We start from the raw sequence: 16,405 nt of genomic DNA, 5'->3' as shown, positions 1-16,405 counted from the left end.
TCAGTGTGCGCCCGTGGCGTGCGCGCTGCCCCGATGGCCGGGGCGTGCCAGCAGCAGGTGTGAAACGCCGATCGAACGTTCCAGGAAGCCGCCCTCGCAGTAGGCCAGGTAGAACTCCCACAGACGGCAGAACCGGGCGTCGAACCCCTGCGCATGCACTGCAGGAAGCTGTGCGAGGAATCGCTGGCGCCACGCCCGCAGCGTGAGGGCATAGGAATGGCCGAAGTCCTGCTGCGCCAGCAGCTGCAGATCGCTGGCACGGGTCTTGGCGGCCATGATCGCGTTGATGGAAGGGATGAAGCTGCCGGGGAACACGTGGCGCTTGATGTAGTCCACGCTTCGGCGCGCCTGCTCGTAGCGGTGGTCTTCAATGGTGATCGCCTGCAGCAGGGCCAGCCCGTCCGGCTTGAGCAGCCGTTGCAGGGTGGCCATGTAGGTGTCCAGATACTGGGCGCCGATCGCTTCGATCATCTCGATCGAGACCAGCTTGTCGTACTGCCCGTCGAGGTCGCGATAGTCCTTCATCAACAGGGTGATGCGATCCTCCAGGCCCGCGGCACGGACCCGCGCCACGGCGAGCGCATGCTGCTCGGCGGAGATCGTGGTGGTAGTGACATGGCAGCCGTAATGCTGCGCGGCATGCAGTGCGAACCCGCCCCACCCCGTGCCGATCTCGACCACCCGGTCTCCGGGTGCCAGGCGCAGCTGCTGGCAGATGCGATCGAGCTTGCGCCGCGAGGCGTCCTCGAGCGTGTCCTGCTCGCTGGCGAACAGTGCCGATGAATACATCAGGTCCGTTGACAGGAACAGGGCGAAGAAGTCGTTGCCGAGATCGTAGTGAGCCGCGATGTTGCGCCGGCTGCCTTCGCGGCTGTTGCGGCGCAGCCGGTTCCAGCCGCGCAGCAGCCAGCCGCCGATGCGTGCCGGGCCACGTTCCATGCCGTCCAGCAGATCGCGGTTGCGCACCAGCAGGCGTACCAGCGCAACCAGGTCGTCGCATTGCCAGTCGCCATGGATGTAGCTCTCGCCTGCGCCTACGCTGCCTTGTGCGGCGACTTTGCGGTAGAACGCCGGGTCATCGATGGTCACAGTGACATGCAGTTCCCCCGCAACGTCGCCCAGCAGTGTTTCGCCGAGGGCATCCCGTACCCGCAGCTGGCCTTCGCGCAGCGGCGCAAGCTGGGACAGCAGGCGTTGGCGCAGGTATGCGTCGAGCGCGCCGGCCCGGGGCATGGCTGCCGATGGAGTCATCTCGTTCATCGCGGTTTTCCGGCAAGTGAGGGGTGGTCATGGACCGGGTTGCGCTTGAGCCACAACCGCAGCGCATGCCAGTGAATCGCCGCAACGACCTGCACGGTCATCAAGGGATACAGGGTGAGCACCTTCGCCAGGCCGCGCCCGTCCAGCGGTCGTCGCTGCATGTGCTGCGTGGCGTCGAACTGGCGCACGCCCTCCTGCAGAACCTGCATGTGGACCCTGAGGTCCTCGCCGGGCGTGCTGAACCGCCAGTCGTAGGTGCAGTCCATCGCCATGAAGGGCGACACATGGAAGCGCTTCTGGAACTGCCAGCGCAGTGAGCCCGGCTCGCTGGCCGCTTCTGCCACTGACAGGACGTAGGCGTGGCGCTCTTTCCAGGGCGTATTGGTGATGTCGGCCACGATGCAGTCCAGTGTGCTGCCGTCAGGCTGGTAGCAGTAATAGAAACTGACCGGGTTGAAGACGTGCCCGCCGAAGCGCAGATGGGTCAGCAGGCGGATGGGGCCCGCCGGGCGATGACCCCGCACGCCTGCGACATGGCGGCGGACCGCCTCGGGAAGCGGCATCGAGGGGTCACCGAAGTAGTCGCTGCGCCGGAACTCCGCCAGATTGCGGCGGTTCAAGGACCACAGCCATCGTCCGGCAAAGATCGTGTCCAGCTCGTCGAGATCAAGCAGCAGCTGCGCGACCGGGTAGCGGAAGGCGTGCGCGTGCGGCTGGTGCCTGCGGTGTATCACGTGGCCGAAGTAGAGGGCGCTGGCGCTCATGCGGCGGCCTCGTCCTGTGTCATGGGACGTGGCTGCGGCGAACAGGTCCGCATCGCGTCGACGACACGACGGGCACTGCGGATGCCATCTTCGTGGAAACCCCACCCCCAATAGGCTCCGGCGAACCAGGTGTGGCGGCGGCCCTGTACGTCGGCCCAGCGCTGCTGGGCTCGGACCGCAGCATGATCGTGCACCGGGTGTGCATAGCTCATACGACGCAGTATGCGGCGTGGGTCGATCGCCTCGGTGCGGTTGAGCGTCACGACCAGCGGGATGTCGCCGGGCAGTCCCTGCAGCAGGTTCATGCAGTAGCTCACGGTGCAGGGAGCGGCGGGATCGCGCGGCACATGCGCGTTCCATGCAGCCCATGCCTTGCGGTTGCGGGGCAGCAGGGACGCATCGGTGTGCAGTACGACGTCGTTGGGCTGGTAGCGGATGGCGCCGAGTACGTCACGTTCGATCGGATCGGCATCGGCCAGCAGTGCCAGCGCCTGGTTGCTGTGGCAGGCGAGGATCACTTCATCGAATCCTTCCACGCCCGCAGCGCTGTGCACGCGCGCGCCCCAGGGCATCCGCTCGACGGCGAGGACGGGACACTCCAGGCGCTCGTGCACCCGCCAGCGGCGGCGCAGGGCGTCCACGTAGCGCGCCGAACCACCTTCCACCACGCGCCACGGCGCGCGGCCGGTCATCTGCAGCATCTGGTGGTTGGCCATGAACTGGGCCAGGTAGCGTGCGGGGAAGTCCAGGACGGTCGCCGTCGGCGACGACCACAACGCCGACGCCATCGGCAGCAGATGCTCGTCGACGAAGGCCTTGCCATAGCGCTGGCTGCGCAGATAGTCGCCCAGCGTTGGGCCTTCCCGCTCGGCCAGCAGCAGCGGCGCATCGCGATAGAAGCGGCGCAGGTCGGAGAGCATTCCCCAGAAGCGCGGCGAAACGAGGTTGCGTCGCTGGCAGAACAGGCCGTCCAGCGAGGTGGCGTTGTACTCCACGCCCGAACGCTCGCTGTGCATGGAGAAACTCATGGTGGTGGGCCGCGAGGTGACGCCCAGTTCGTCGAACAGCGCGCTCAGCAGCGGATAGTGCAGCGGATTGAACACGATGAACCCGGTGTCCACAGCCATCCGCGTCCCGCCCAGCTCGATGTCGTGGGTGTGGGTGTGTCCGCCGAGATAGTCGTTGGCCTCGAACAACGTGACGTCATGTTCGCCGTCCAGCCACCATGCACTGGCCAGACCAGAGATTCCCGAGCCGATGACTGCGATGCGCATGTCAGTATCTCGCCTTGTCCAGGACCCACGCAGGGATGGGTTTGAGCCCGCTGACCAGCCGCAGGGCGGCCATTGCGCGCAGCCCGTACCAGGTCATGTCCACCTCCCACCAGCGGAAGCCCTGCCTGACCGAGCCGGGAAAGAAGTGATGATTGTTGTGCCAACCCTCGCCGAAGGTCAGCAGTGCCAGCCACAGATTGTTGCGGCTGTCGTCACGGGTATCGAAGCGGCGCCGGCCGAAGCGATGCGCCAGCGAGTTGATGGTGACCGTGGCATGGAACAGGACGACGGTGGAAACGAAGAAGCCCCAAACCAGAAGCTGCGGCCCGGACGTGTGCAGGCCGGGCGCTGCCCGTTCGAGCAGTTCGCCCAGTGCATAAAGGCCTGCCGCCAGCAGTACCGGCACCGCGATGTCGAAGCGGTCCAGCCAGCGCAGTTCCGGGAACCGGGCCAGATCAGGCACCCGGGCAAGGTCGGTGGTGAATGCCTCGCGGGTCAGGAACCAGCCCATGTGACTGCGCCAGAATCCGCGCTGGCGTGGGGAATGGGGGTCCTGCGGCTGGTCGGCGTGGCGGTGGTGATGCCGATGGTGCGCGGCCCACCACAGCGGGCCGCGCTGCACGCTGGAAGCGCCGATCACCGCGAATACGAACTGCACCCAGCGCGGCGCCTGGAAGGTTCGATGCGAGAAGTAGCGGTGATAGAAGGCGGTGATCGCAAACATCCTGATCGCGTAGAGCGCAGCTGCCACGGCCACGGCGATCCAGGACACCCCCACCCAGATCACGCCGAGGCAGGCCAGGTGCATCAGCGCGAATGGCACCGCGCGCAGCCAGTCGATCCGATCCGCACGCCCACTGTCGGTGTCCATTGCAGTGCCGGCGTCGAACCAGCGCCGGATGGTGCTCAGAAGGCGTTCGCGTCGGCTGCGGAGGGGCGCTGCGGAAGCCATGGGGCGGATCTCGAGAGAGGCGTGTGTTTCTCTACGCAGCAGGGCGGGAAATGGATGCGCCTCGTTGCAGATTCTTCGTCTTCCTGTTTGTCTTCACTTCGCCGTAACGGCGCACCCGGCGACCAGAGGCCGCGCCCACGCCTGCTGCCACTGGCTGTCCGGCTGGGGCGCAGGCGGGCTGTCGAAGCGCACCACCACGGCGGGGTAAGTGCCACGTGCATCGCGCAGGTTGCTGGTGCCGCGGAACTCCAGCAGGCGACGATCGGCCTCGGCGTAGACCAGTGACAGGCGTGGGGCCACGCCGCCATACCAGGTGTCCAGCTGGACCTCGAATGACTGTGCAGCCAGCCCGCGCCAGCGGTTCGCACCACGCCAGCTGACCTTGACCGGATAGAAGCGCTGGCGCCCGGGGACGAGAAAGGGCAGGGTCACCTCGGCTCCCTGCAGCAGCGGTGTCCAGTGCTGGCGCACGGCCGCATCGAAGCCGGCATCGACGACTGCACCGGCAGGCGCTGGCAGGCGTGCCTGCCGCGATGTGGACGAGGCACTCTCCTTCCACGAGATGCGGACTGCATCGCTGGACATCTCCACGTCAGCCTGCTGACCGGAGCGCTGGTCGAGCAGCCGGTAGCCGCGCGCCAGCGGTCGATCCGTGGCCGCCATGTGTTTTCTTGCAAAGGGCTGGCCGTCCGGGCACAGGTACTGGACCCAGCGCTCGGCGCCTTCCGTGGCGCCCCGCTGCCAGTGCATCTCGCGGTAGGCCACCCGGCCGTCCGGCAGGGTGGCGATGCCCTCGTTGTGCAGCAGGGTGGCCGAGAGTGCGTGGCAGGGCAGGCACAGCAGCAGGAGAGTGATGCGCATCGAAGGCGCTCCGGCGGGGGGACGTCCTGGCATACGCGGCAGGGCCGTTGCTGGATGCAGGTCGGTGCTGCATCCAAACGGGCCCGTGGCCCGTACTCAGGACAGACCTTCACCAGCCCGCCGCGACCGCAGATGTACCCTGACGCCGCCAGCCCTCCCGTTCCCTTCGACACCGCCCGCCTCGTGTCCAGTTCCCAGCAGCCCAGCACTGACGCACTGAACTGGACCGGTGACATGGACGCGGTGGCGCGGTTGCGCGACCGCGACTGCTTCATGCGCATCTATGACCACTTCATGCCCAGGTTGTGCGTCTATCTGCGCGGACTCGGCGTGCCGGATGCCGTGGCTGAAGAGCTTGCGCAGGAATGCCTGTTGAAGGTGTGGCTGCGCGCTGGAGACTACGATCCGGCGCAGGCGGCACTGAGTACATGGCTCTACCGGATCGCCCGCAACCTGCATATCGACCGGGTCCGGCGCGAGCGCAGCTGGATGCAGGTCCAGGCGGCCGTCGAAGAGGCCGCTGCCGCGGACCTGGTCGAGCGCAGCAGCGCCGAGCAGTTTGCCGACCATGCACGGCTGCGCCAGCGCATCAACGAACTGCCGGCAGTGCAGGCGCGCATGGTCCGGATGTCGTACTTCGAGGCCAAGAGCCACGGTGAGATCGCCTCCATTCTGGGCATGCCGCTGGGGACCGTGAAGTCGCATCTCCGCCGCGCATTCCTGCGCCTGCAGTCGCGGATCGGAGGTGCGCAATGAGCCCGCACCACCATCTGCACGAATCGACGTTGATGAGTTATGCGGCCGGCGCACTGCCGGTGCCACTGAGTATCGTCGCCGGCACGCATCTGGAGCGCTGCCCGGTGTGCCGGCAGCGCCTGCGGGAGGCTGAGGCGATCGGTTCGGCGCTGCTGGAACACACCCAGCCTGCGCTTGCCGAAGACCGCCGGGACGCCCTGCGCGAGGCCATGCTGGCCCATCTGTCCTCGCAGGCGGTCTCAGCAGCGGCCGAGCCATCATCGCCACGGGAGGTGCCGCATGAACGGCCGGAGGCTGATCCGGACTACCTGCCGGCATCGCTGCACCCGTATTTCGGCAGGTCACTGGCAGCGCTGCGTTGGCGCTGGATCGCGCCTGGCGTGCACTGCATCCGGGCCGAACAGATGCCATCGTTGATCATGCTGAAGATCGCCCCCGGAAAGTGCCTGCCGATGCATAGCCACGGACAGAGCGAACTGACGCAGATCCTGCGCGGTTCCTACAACGATGCGTTGGGCCTGTTCGCGCCTGGCGATGTCGCGGATCTTGACGAGGACGTTGAGCACCAGCCGGTGACGGCGCCGGGCGTGCCATGCATCTGTGTATCCGCGCTGGATGCCCCGCTGGTGTTCAGTGGTTGGCTGGCGCGCCGCATCCAGCGTTTCGTGAAACTCTGAGCCCCGTGGACAGCCACGCCGCCCCTGGCCGCATGAAGCTGCTCGTTGCCGGTGCAACAGGGCTGGTGGGGCAGGGCGTTGTCCTGGCCTGCCTGGAATCGCCCCGGGTGCAGCGTGTCACGGCACTGGTCCGCAGGCCGGGCAGCCGGCCGGGGCAGCAGGTCGCCGAGCTGCTGCTCGCCGATTTCCGGCAGGCCGCCGGGAGTGTTGACCTGTTTTCGGGATTCGACGCCTGCCTTTACTGCGCCGGAGCGCCGCCGGTGGGAACCCGCGAAGCCGAGTACCGCGCGGTGACCTTCGATGCCACGCTTGCGGTGGCTTCGGCGTTCGCCCAGGCATGTCCGCAGGGGCGCTTTCTGTACGTGTCCGGGGCTCATGCTGATCCGCAGAGCCGCATCATGCCATTGCGGGTGAAGGGGCAGACCGAACAGGCGCTGGCCCGCTTGCCGATCCGTACGGTGATGTTGCGACCAGGCGGTGTCCAGCCTGTTGCAGGTACAGGCACGGTGCATTCGTGGATGAAGCCACTCTATGGTGTCGGCGCCCCGGTGCTGGGGCTGGTCGCACGCATGGCCCCTTCCATCGCGACCAGCAATCTGGCCCTGGGGCGGGCGATGGTTGCATTGGCCGACATGCCACAGCCGCCGGGCGTCGTTGAGTGCGCGCAGATCAACCGGCTCGGAACCAGGCAAGGCCCCTGAGCCGGCGCGCGCCCCGGGCCGTCAGCTGGAGGACGCCAGTACGCCGCGGATCGATTCGGCCAGATCGGCGCGCGTGAATGGCTTGCTCAGCAAAGCCGCAGAGCGGCCCGCGCCCCCGGGGGCGTCATGATCGCGCGGATAGCCGGATGTGAACAGAATCGCCACCTCAGGCCAGCGCTCCCGGACTTCGCGACCCAGTTCCCAGCCGGACATGCCGGGCATCACGATATCGGAGAACAGCAGATCGATGCGCGCGTCCGGGCGTTCCAGCAGGCGCAGCGCGGACGGCCCGTCATGTGCCTCCAGCACGCGGTAGCCCAGCTGGCGCAGGGCGTCGACGGTGTATGCGCGGACATCGTCATTGTCTTCAGCGACCAGGATGGTTTCGCCGCGCTGTTCATAGCCGGCCAGGCCTGCTGCCGGCGCGGGAGATTCACAGGGCAGTGGCAGCGGCGAGCGCGGGAACATCATGGTGATGCTGGTTCCTCCGCCCTCCACGGAGTCGATCAGGACGTGGCCGCCGGACTGCTTGACGAAACCATGCACCATGGAGAGCCCCAGGCCCGTGCCACGCCCCACCTGTTTCGTGGTGAAGAACGGCTCGAACACCCGCGCCAGCGTATCGGCCGGCATGCCGTGGCCGTTGTCGCGGACGCGCAGCATCACGTACTCGCCCGGAGCCGCATCGGGGAACAGGGCGGCATAGTCGCCGTCGAGATGGCTGTTGTCGATCTCGACCTTCAGCCTGCCGCCGCTGGGCATCGCATCGCGTGCATTCACCGCGAGGTTGAGCACGGATGCCTCCAGCTGCGCGACGTCCAGTTCCACGCACCAGATGCCGGCAGCCGTGCTGATCTCCAGTCGCACCAGCTCGCCCAGCGCCCGCTGCAGCATGTCCTGCATTCCGAGCATGCAGTCGTTGAGATTGACGGCCTGGCTGCGCAGCGGCTGGCGGCGCGCGAAGGCCAGCAGCCGCTGGGTCAGGCTTGCCGCGCGCGAGACGCCTTTCAGGGCGTTGTCCAGTGCGCGTGTGGTCGCCTCGGCCGACGCTCCGGGATGGCCGCTCAACAGCATCGCGTGCTCGACGTTGCCGGAGATGACCGTCAGGATGTTGTTGAAGTCATGGGCGATGCCGCCGGTCAGCTGCCCGACGGCCTCGATCTTCTGCGCCTGCCGGAGTGCATGCTCTGCCTGTAGTCGTGCGGTGGTCTCCACGGCTTCGGACACCACCGCGGTGACCTCGCCGGCGCCGTCCTGCAACGGACGGAATGAAACGTCGAAACTTCGCCGGCCGGTGGGCAGCTCCAGTTCGAGCGAGTGCAGGGAGCTGCGCCCACGTACGGCATCGGCAACCGCCTTGTCGATCACCTCGCTCATTCCGGGCGTGGTGGTGAACCAGGGCGTCTGCCAGTAGGGGGTATCCACAACGTGCGCCTTCTCGGCCAGCACCGCGGCCAGCGAGGCGACGTTGGCGTCGACGACACGCCCGGACAGGTCAAGCAGCACCTGATGCTGGAAGCTGGACTCGAAGATGGACTGCAGACGTCGCTTGCTGGCCCGGAGCTCGGCGGTGCGCGCCTGAACCTGCCGCTCCAGCGACTGGTTGTCCTCGCGCAGGGCCAGTTCGGCGCGCTTGAGCTGGGAAACGTCGCTGCCCACGCAGATGTAGCCGACCACGCGGCCATCGGCTGCGCGCTCCGGTACGCAGTCCATCTGTACGAAGCGCGTCTCACCGCTGCGATGGGCAAGACGTGCCTGGAAGTTGGCGCGCTCTCCCTGGAGGACCTGCTGCAGGCTGGGCAGCGCCTCCTCGAAGGCTGAAATCCCACTGATCTCGCGCGCAGTCCGTCCCTGCACTTCGGCCAGGCTTACGCCGTGCCAGTCGAGAAACGCACGGTTGGCGAAGCGGAAGCGGTGTTCGTGATCGAACTGCGCGATCAGCGCCGGAACCACGTCGGTGATCTGCTGCAACTGCGCCTGGCTGTCATTCAGCGCCGCCTGGGCCTGGGCCAGCTTGCCACGCTCGTGCGCCTCCTGCCGTGCACGCCGTATCGCGTCCGGCAGTCGTTGCAGCCGCTGCTTCACCACGTAGTCGCGCGCGCCACGGGTCAGGGCCTGCACCGCCAGTTCTTCGGTAAGCGTGCCGGAAACAAAAATGAACGGCGTATGGGGGACGCGTTCGCGCGCCAGGGCCAGGGCCGCATCGCCATCGAAGCCGGGCAATACATGATCGGCGAGGATGACGTCATGCGTGCCGCTGTCGATGGCATCGAGGAAACCCCGACGCGTCCATACGCGCTCCGCCTCGAAATCCAGGCCGGCCCGCAGCAGCTGGGCGGAGATCAGCTCCGCATCGAGTGCGCTGTCCTCCAGCATGAGGATGCGCAGGCGCTCGCCGCGGTCGGTGATATCACCCATGGTGGTGTCCCGAGCCGTTCGGGCGATGCGGCGGTGGTTGATTGGTGATTCCCCAGAACATGCCAAGACCCTGGATCGCGTCGAAGAATTCCTTGAAATCCACGGGCTTGACCACGAACGCGTTGACCCCTAGTTCATAGCTGCGGATCAGATCCTGCTCCTCCCGCGACGAGGTCAGCATCACGATCGGGGTGCTGCTGAGAACGGGATCGCCACGAACCTGCTCGAGCACCTCCAGTCCATTGACCTTCGGCAGCTTGAGATCGAGCAGCACGACCACGGGGCCGCCATGGCGGGCACCGGAAAAGGCGCCCTCGCATCGCAGATAGTCCAGCGCCTCGGCGCCGTCACGCACATGGATGACATCATTGAGCAGCTGGCAACGCGACAGCGCGGCCAGGGTCAACTCAGCATCCTTGGGGCTGTCCTCGACAAGCAGGATCGGCCGCAGGTCCCTCATTGAACATCTCCAGAATGCAGGGGCAGGGTGAAATGGAGGGTGGCGCCTTTGCCCGGCTCGCCCTCGGCCCAGGTGCGGCCGCCATGGCGGCCGATGATGCGGCGCACGTTGGCCAGGCCGATGCCGGTGCCTTCGAACTCCTCGACATGGTGCAGCCGCTGGAATACGCCGAACAGCTTGTCCACATAGCGCATGTCGAAGCCGCAGCCGTTGTCGCGCACAGTGAAGACATCCTCGCCTGCCGAACGCTCGTGCGCCACTGCGATCACCGCGTGCGTGCGCTCGCGGGTGAACTTCACTGCATTGGACAGCAGGTTCTGCCAGACCAGGCGCATCATGGTGGGGTCGGCCTCAACCTGGGGCAGGTCCCCGATCTGCCAGTGGACGTCGCGTCCGTGGTATTCGAACTCCAGCATCTTCCGCACATCCTCCACCATGGCTGCCATGTCGATGCGTGCGCGACCCAGCGTCGAGCGGCCCATCTGGGAGAAGCTCAGAAGATCATCCACCAGCGTGCCGGCCGATTTGGCCGAATCGACGATGGTGTCGAGGAAACGCCGCTCGGTCTCGTTCAAGCGCTCGGCTGCCGAGCTGCCCAGCAGTTCGGAATAGCCCACGATATGCCGGAACGGGGCGCGCAGATCATGGCTGATGGAATACGAGAACGCCTCCAGCTCCTTGTTGCTGCGCATCAGCTGCTCGTTCAGTTCGGCCATCTCTTCCGCCTTGCGCAGCACGATGTCGACGATGGCGTTGCGCATCTCGAGCGCCGCATCGCAGTCGGCCTCGTTCCACGGCAGGCTGCGGTGCTGCACGGTCTCTTTCCATGCCTCGAAGGAATGCCGTGGCGACAGGGCGTCGCTGCCGCCTGCGCTCTTGCGTGGATCGCCACCCCATCTGACCGTGCGTACCACCTCTGGGCGGAACCACATCAGGTAGCTGTCATGCAGCTGGGAGATGGATACGGCGATCACGCCGCTGGCAACATCGCTGAACTGCTCCGCAGGCGGCCAGGCCGCGGTCAGATGATCGGTGACGTACATTTCCTCGCCCACGTGCGCGGTCGCGAGCCACTGTGCCAGCGCAAGTACCTCCGGATTCCCGGGGCATTGGCCCAGGCGCATGCAGTCGTTCCTGTGCACGATGGCCGCGCCCTGCGCGCCGGTCAGTGAAAGCAGGCTGTCAGGGTCCCGGCGGAGCGCGGCCATGAAGTCCTCGTCGCCGGCCATGCGGCCCAGCAGCTTGACCAGCAAGGACCGGCGCCCGACCCGTTCCTCAACGGCGCGTGCGCGCTGCTTCAGTGCGATCTGCAGCGACAGGATCTGCCCCATGAACTCGCAGGCCGTGCGCACGTGATAGGGCAGCCGGCGCGGCTGTGCGCTGTGGCACGACACCAGCCCCCACAGCTGTCCCTCGTGGATCAGCGAGACCGACATCGATGCCGCCGTGCCCATGTTGCGCATGTACTGCAGGTGCACCGGCGAGACGCTGCGGAGCGTGGAAAGGCTCAGGTCGGTGGGCGGGGCCTGGCGATGATGCCCGGCCCGCACCAGGGGCACGGGCGTGTAATCGCAATCGGCGATCAGCCGCACCCGGTTATGCAGATACAGGGCGCGCGCCTGCGCCGGAATATCCGATTCCGGGAAGCGCAGATCAAGATACGAAGGCAGGATGCCGTTGCCATCTTCGGCCACGACGGTTCCATTCCAGCCGGCGTCGAACTGGTAGACGAGCGTACGGTCGAATCCGGCGATCCTGCGTATGTGCGCAGCCGCCAGCTGGCAGAGATCCTCGACCGTCGCGGCACCCTCGATGGCGAGCATCAGTTCGCGGATCGCGGGGTACAGCTCCTCCAGCGAGGCGGGTTGACCGGCAACGGGGGCTTCCAGTTCGATCAGAAGATCGTCATCTGAACGATGCGCGAGCAACTGGTGGCGCCCCAGCCCATCCAGGTGGACCGCGCCCAGGTGCAGCGTGCCGCCGGGTGCGATGTGCCGCAGGCGATGTACGAAGGGGCCGATCACACCGCCCAGTGCGTTCTCGACATGCTGCATCAACGGATCACCGTACTGGCGCAGCGCGATGGGCTGGCTAACGGCACATTCCCGCACCAGCAGCGTCAGCGGATCCAGCACCAGCAGCACGCCGTAGGGCTGGATGGCGCCCGGTGTGTGGATGGGTTCCCGCGCACAGTCCGACAGTGCATCGTTCCAGGTGCGATCAGCGGAAGGCATCAAGGGCGGTACTCATGATTCGTGACGGGCCGGGCGGAATGGAATGGTGACGGAAAATGCTGCGGCCGCATACCGTCCGGACGATGTGAATGCCTGTTCACGCATTGCTGAACACTTCAGCTGCGCAACGCCGCACGAATGCAAACGCCTGTTGAGCCGCGCTGCAGGCCTGCTGGCGTTGCTGCTGCGTGAGGGGTTCCGCATCCAGATGCGCGCGGGTGATCCGCCATTGCTCGGCCACGCCTGCAGGCGAAGGTGCAAGATGACGGGCGCCATGGCCGGCACCCAGCCCCAGCGCGGCGGCGTACTTGAGCAGGACAGCCGAACCCAGGGCAGAACCCTCGACGGTATACAGCCAACCCAATGCCGACGCACGGGATGCGTGCTGCAGCCTGGGACGCCAGGCATGCGCGCGTGGCAGCGGGGCGCCCATATCCAGCAGATCCTGTTCAACCAGCTGCAGTCGTGCCGTTGCCGGAAGCATCAGCCCGTCCATGTACAGCGGCGCGGCGGCGTGGTGGAAATGCCATTGGACCTGGAGAAAGCGCCCGTAGCGCAATGTGGATTCGAACAGGCGTTGCCCGATCAGGAACGCATCGAGGCTGCCGTGCATCGACCGCGTGGCGTCCCTCAGGTACACGCTCAACGGACTACCGGCAGACTGCTGGCAGCGGGCGGGTGGATCGGAGGACGGCAATGGACTGTGCATCTGCGGCACCCTAGCAGAATCGGTCCGCGGCCCGCACAAGATTTCGCGGTCACTGCATGTGCACTGCACACCCGCTGCACGCCGGTTTCCATAACGTACGCAGGACACTTCCACTGGCGCTCCGTCGTGAACCTGCACACACCCCCGAACACGTCCCACTCCATGCGCGCGATGCCGGACAGCTGCCAGTTCCAGCTGCTGGATGTGGATCTTCTGCAGGACCCCGGCACCCGCCGCATCGTTCACCTGTATTCCATGGTGGCACGCTGCCTGCGCTGCGAGACGGTGTTCAAGGCGGTGGAGGGGCAGGGCCTGGTCAGTATGTCGGCCATCCGCGTGCTGCGCTGCCCGACCGGCTGCGGGCAGCAGTCGCTGAAGGGCGCGACCCTGCACAGCTGGCAGCCTGCGCCTGAAGCAACCGCCTGAAGCGCGCACCGCCTTACAGGGCCCCGGGGTTGGCCTGCCACACCGCGTAGTTGAGTACGGCGGCGAACCCTACCCACAGCAGATAGGGCAGTAGCAGGATCGCCGCCAGCGTCCGGATGCGCGCGAAGGCAATCACGGTGGCGATGATGAGCGCCAGCAGGGCCAGGATATCCACGAAGGCGAGCGCACCCTGTTTCCATCCAAAGAACAGCCAGCTCCATGCGGTGTTGGCTGCCAGCTGCACGACGTAGAGCACCAATGCCACCGTGTTGGGGCGCCGTTCCTTCTCGCGCCAGACCAGCCACGCGGCCACTGCCATCAGCGCGTACAACACCGTCCAGACCGGTCCGAACAGCCCGGCGGGAGGCGCCCACGCGGGCAGCGACAGGGTGGAGTAGAAGTCCGATGCCGAGATCGAGGCCCGTGCGCCAAGCGCCGCTGCCACGAAGGTCAGCGTAAGCCAGCCGGCCAGTCCAAGGGCCTGCGTTGTTCGTTTCATCGGGCATCCTCGCGTGGGTCTCGAACCAATACGAACGAGTGGCACGTTTGGATGCAGCGCCGGCCGTCAGTCCCCAGGCGCTTGTTGCGCAGGTGCCGCCGAGGCGGGCAGCAGGGAGGGGCGCTCATCAAACCACTCGCGGGCCTTTGCCAGGTGCCAGCGGCGCTGCTCGCCGTCGAGCTCGAGGCCGGCGCCGAGCACGCCCCAGCGCAGATAGAGATCGCCGCGCTTGTGCTGACCGGGAAGATCGAGGCGGGCGCGGACGGACCACCGGTCATTCTCCGCAGTCAGCTCGTCCAGGGTGAGATGCCCCGGCCGCCAGCGCAGTGCGGTCTGCGCATCGACCTGGCCAGCGTCGAGCAGCGACAGCACCCAGCGCGGATAGTCGCCGCGCTCGGCAAACACCGCCAGCAGGGGCGAGGCATCGCTCATTGCCACGGCGCCACGTGCGTCCACCTGGAACGGCGACTGTGCATCGATGCGCCCGGACTGGATGTCGATACGTCCGCGCCACGGCGTCTTGCGTGCGACACCGGCCATCTGGATGTTGCGCAGCTCGACGGTGCTGCCGGAGACGTCGAAATGGCGGTCAGTGAAGTTGCCGCGGCGCAGGGCTGCATCCAGCTGCACGTCGCCGGCCAGTGACAGCCCGGCGACCTGCGCACGTGCCTGCCGGCCCAGCAGGCGGGCGCTGCCCTGGCCGATGCGACCATTGGTGTCCAGCCGCATCTCGCCGCTCACCTGGCCGGTGCCGCCGAGCAGCCGTACCTGGTCCGTGCCCAGATAGCGGTTGTAGGCCGCCAGGTCCGGAATGGTGGCGTCACTGAAACGCAGGTGCGCGCGCACACCGTTGCGCAGCTCGCGGATACGGCCGTCACCGCTCAGCGTCACCTGCAGATCGCGGCCATCGAACAGCCGTGTGCGCGGCGCGTCCGTCGGGTTGGCAGTGAAGCGGGGCAGGCGTACCGACAGCTCGGCGCGGGTGGGCGATCCGTCCTTGAGCTCACCATGCGCGCTGGCCGTGCCCGCCATCGTCACGCCGGCAATACCGGCAACCGCTTTGGCGGATGGAATGTCGACCGTGCTGCCCGCCACCAGTTCACCATTGCGGAGCTTCAGATCCGCCTGCAGGACGCCGCCGCCATCGAGCTGCAGCCAGGGTTTGCGAACGAATAGTGCGGGGATCCAGTTGAGCGAGGTGAAGGTCCACTCGCCGCGCACCGTTCCCGAGGTCCGTTCGATCAACTGGTCGATCTGGCGGAAAGGAATCTCACGGCCAGCAATCCGCAGATCGGCGTCCAGCGCTGCGCCCGTTCCTGCTTTGGGAGGCAGCCGGGCCTGCAGCCGAATGTCGTCGGCGGTGTTGAGCTGCAGGGCCAGAACGCCACGGCCGGGAGCGCCGTCACCGAGCAGCAGGGGCACGTGCCACAGCGCGTGGCTGCCGGGCTGCAGGCGTCCATGGTCCATCCGGATGTCCATCTGCAGTCGCCCCGGCACCGGGGCACTGGCGATCCGCGGCTGCGCCAGGCCGGTATCCAGGCGAAGCCCCTGGCTTCGTGCGTTGACCTCGAGCGCAGCCCGCAACAGGCCCAGTTTGGCCAGGCCGGGCGCCTGGTCGCGGAAATGGCGGGGATAGCTGAAGCGGGACGTGAGTTCTGTGTCCCCCAGCAGCTGGACGCCGTCATAGCTGACGTCGGCGGCATCGAAGCGGACCTGGGAATCGAACAGTTCCGACGGACCGCCGCGCAGTTGCTTGAGGAAACCGACCGTTCCGGCTCCCTTGCCGATGATCAGCAGCTTGCCCAGCCGGGCACTGCGGATGCTGTCGCTATGGATGGCGTTGAAGCGCAGCGTCCACCCGCGGGTACCGCGGGGGGGCGAGGGGACGACCTGATCGACGCGACTGACGTCGGCCGAAACACCGGTCGCCTGCAGCCGCGGCACCCGGACTTCGCGCCGGAACAGGGGGAGGAGGGCAAGGCGCGCACTGGCACGTTCCGCATGCAGCACATAGACCGTGTGGTTGACGTGGCCGCGCATGTGCACGTTCCAGGCGATCACGTGGCCCGGCACCAGTGTGATCGCCGGGCCCGTGGTCATCACGAACTTCTGCGGCTTGCGGTTGGTGACGTTGTCGAACAGCGGCGTGTTGAGGAAGACGTTGCCCGCCAACAGATAGGCTGCGTAGAGGCCGAGCAGGATGTAGAGCGCTGTGCGCCACCGGCGAGGCAAATGCTTGAGGTGCGCGCGGACTGCTGCCATGAACGCTCAACATGATGACGAACTCCGGCCACTATGGCCGAGTACCGTGGTTCACCATGTGAAGTGACTGGCGGCGCTGGTGCAGCATGGCCCAGTGCGGAAACCGCATGAAGGTGGCGGCGTTCCGCTCGCGCAGGCAGCCGCACTGAACC

At 66.8% G+C, this 16,405-nt stretch carries 15 protein-coding genes and 1 pseudogene; 5 read left to right on the top strand and 11 right to left on the bottom strand.

The window, feature by feature from the left end:
* The 5 genes from ACVOME_RS03680 to ACVOME_RS03660 all read right to left on the bottom strand — a co-directional run bounded on the left by ACVOME_RS03680 (position 1) and on the right by ACVOME_RS03660 (position 5,111).
* Positions 1 to 1,260, bottom strand: a complete 1,260-nt coding sequence (locus ACVOME_RS03680) for an SAM-dependent methyltransferase (protein ID WP_065182211.1) — start codon at positions 1,258 to 1,260, stop codon at positions 1 to 3.
* A complete protein-coding gene (locus tag ACVOME_RS03675) occupies positions 1,257 to 2,024 on the bottom strand; it encodes a DUF1365 domain-containing protein (RefSeq protein WP_065182212.1) in 768 nt (255 codons plus the stop codon). The genes ACVOME_RS03680 and ACVOME_RS03675 overlap by 4 nt, the downstream gene beginning before the upstream one ends.
* Complete coding sequence (locus tag ACVOME_RS03670; protein WP_111186985.1) at positions 2,021 to 3,298, bottom strand: NAD(P)/FAD-dependent oxidoreductase; 1,278 nt, start codon at positions 3,296 to 3,298, stop codon at positions 2,021 to 2,023. Before ACVOME_RS03670 ends, ACVOME_RS03675 begins: the two co-directional genes overlap by 4 nt.
* Before the next feature lies 1 nt (position 3,299).
* Positions 3,300 to 4,250: an acyl-CoA desaturase gene (locus tag ACVOME_RS03665; protein WP_065182214.1), complete on the bottom strand. Its 951-nt coding sequence runs from the start codon at positions 4,248 to 4,250 to the stop codon at positions 3,300 to 3,302.
* A gap of 93 nt (positions 4,251 to 4,343) precedes the next feature.
* The gene (locus ACVOME_RS03660) at positions 4,344 to 5,111 is read right to left on the bottom strand and encodes a hypothetical protein (RefSeq protein WP_128988607.1); all 768 of its coding nucleotides are present in this window, start codon (positions 5,109 to 5,111) and stop codon (positions 4,344 to 4,346) included.
* A gap of 132 nt (positions 5,112 to 5,243) precedes the next feature.
* Between ACVOME_RS03660 and ACVOME_RS03655 the strand changes: the two genes are divergently transcribed.
* The 3 genes from ACVOME_RS03655 to ACVOME_RS03645 are packed head-to-tail and all read left to right on the top strand — an operon-like array spanning position 5,244 to position 7,245.
* Positions 5,244 to 5,867: a sigma-70 family RNA polymerase sigma factor gene (locus tag ACVOME_RS03655; protein ID WP_065182216.1), complete on the top strand. Its 624-nt coding sequence runs from the start codon at positions 5,244 to 5,246 to the stop codon at positions 5,865 to 5,867.
* Positions 5,864 to 6,544, top strand: coding sequence for a ChrR family anti-sigma-E factor (locus ACVOME_RS03650; protein WP_277381768.1), 681 nt, complete (start codon positions 5,864 to 5,866; stop codon positions 6,542 to 6,544). Before ACVOME_RS03655 ends, ACVOME_RS03650 begins: the two co-directional genes overlap by 4 nt.
* Before the next feature lie 32 nt (positions 6,545 to 6,576).
* The gene (locus ACVOME_RS03645) at positions 6,577 to 7,245 is read left to right on the top strand and encodes an NAD(P)H-binding protein (protein ID WP_053518533.1); all 669 of its coding nucleotides are present in this window, start codon (positions 6,577 to 6,579) and stop codon (positions 7,243 to 7,245) included.
* A gap of 21 nt (positions 7,246 to 7,266) precedes the next feature.
* Here ACVOME_RS03645 and ACVOME_RS03640 read toward each other — a convergent pair whose 3' ends face one another.
* The 4 genes from ACVOME_RS03640 to ACVOME_RS03625 form a co-directional block, all read right to left on the bottom strand.
* Positions 7,267 to 9,663, bottom strand: coding sequence for a response regulator (locus ACVOME_RS03640; RefSeq protein WP_065175684.1), 2,397 nt, complete (start codon positions 9,661 to 9,663; stop codon positions 7,267 to 7,269).
* Entirely contained in the window at positions 9,656 to 10,123 is a 468-nt protein-coding gene (locus ACVOME_RS03635; protein WP_053518529.1) for a response regulator, read from the bottom strand. The genes ACVOME_RS03640 and ACVOME_RS03635 overlap by 8 nt, the downstream gene beginning before the upstream one ends.
* Positions 10,120 to 12,357: an ATP-binding protein gene (locus ACVOME_RS03630; RefSeq protein WP_481504749.1), complete on the bottom strand. Its 2,238-nt coding sequence runs from the start codon at positions 12,355 to 12,357 to the stop codon at positions 10,120 to 10,122. The genes ACVOME_RS03635 and ACVOME_RS03630 overlap by 4 nt, the downstream gene beginning before the upstream one ends.
* A gap of 97 nt (positions 12,358 to 12,454) precedes the next feature.
* Entirely contained in the window at positions 12,455 to 12,997 is a 543-nt protein-coding gene (locus ACVOME_RS03625) for a biliverdin-producing heme oxygenase (protein WP_239519791.1), read from the bottom strand.
* 195 nt (positions 12,998 to 13,192) lie between these two features.
* Here ACVOME_RS03625 and ACVOME_RS03620 point away from each other — a divergent pair, with 195 nt between their 5' ends.
* Complete coding sequence (locus ACVOME_RS03620) at positions 13,193 to 13,492, top strand: hypothetical protein (protein WP_481504748.1); 300 nt, start codon at positions 13,193 to 13,195, stop codon at positions 13,490 to 13,492.
* Between the two features lie 13 nt (positions 13,493 to 13,505).
* Here ACVOME_RS03620 and ACVOME_RS03615 read toward each other — a convergent pair whose 3' ends face one another.
* On the bottom strand, positions 13,506 to 13,991 hold the full coding sequence (locus tag ACVOME_RS03615; protein ID WP_065182222.1) for a TspO/MBR family protein: 486 nt from the start codon (positions 13,989 to 13,991) through the stop codon (positions 13,506 to 13,508).
* A 66-nt stretch (positions 13,992 to 14,057) separates the two neighbouring features.
* A complete protein-coding gene (locus ACVOME_RS03610) occupies positions 14,058 to 16,253 on the bottom strand; it encodes an AsmA family protein (protein WP_481504747.1) in 2,196 nt (731 codons plus the stop codon).
* A gap of 77 nt (positions 16,254 to 16,330) precedes the next feature.
* Here ACVOME_RS03610 and ACVOME_RS03605 point away from each other — a divergent pair.
* Positions 16,331 to 16,402 (top strand): annotated as a pseudogene (locus ACVOME_RS03605) (CGNR zinc finger domain-containing protein); the annotation flags it as partial.
* Positions 16,403 to 16,405 lie beyond the last annotated feature (3 nt).

It is taken from the genome of Stenotrophomonas sp. STEN008 (genome assembly GCF_056760435.1).
The sequence above is the reverse complement of the archived record's forward strand: the minus strand, read 5'-3'. Positions and strand labels throughout refer to the sequence as shown.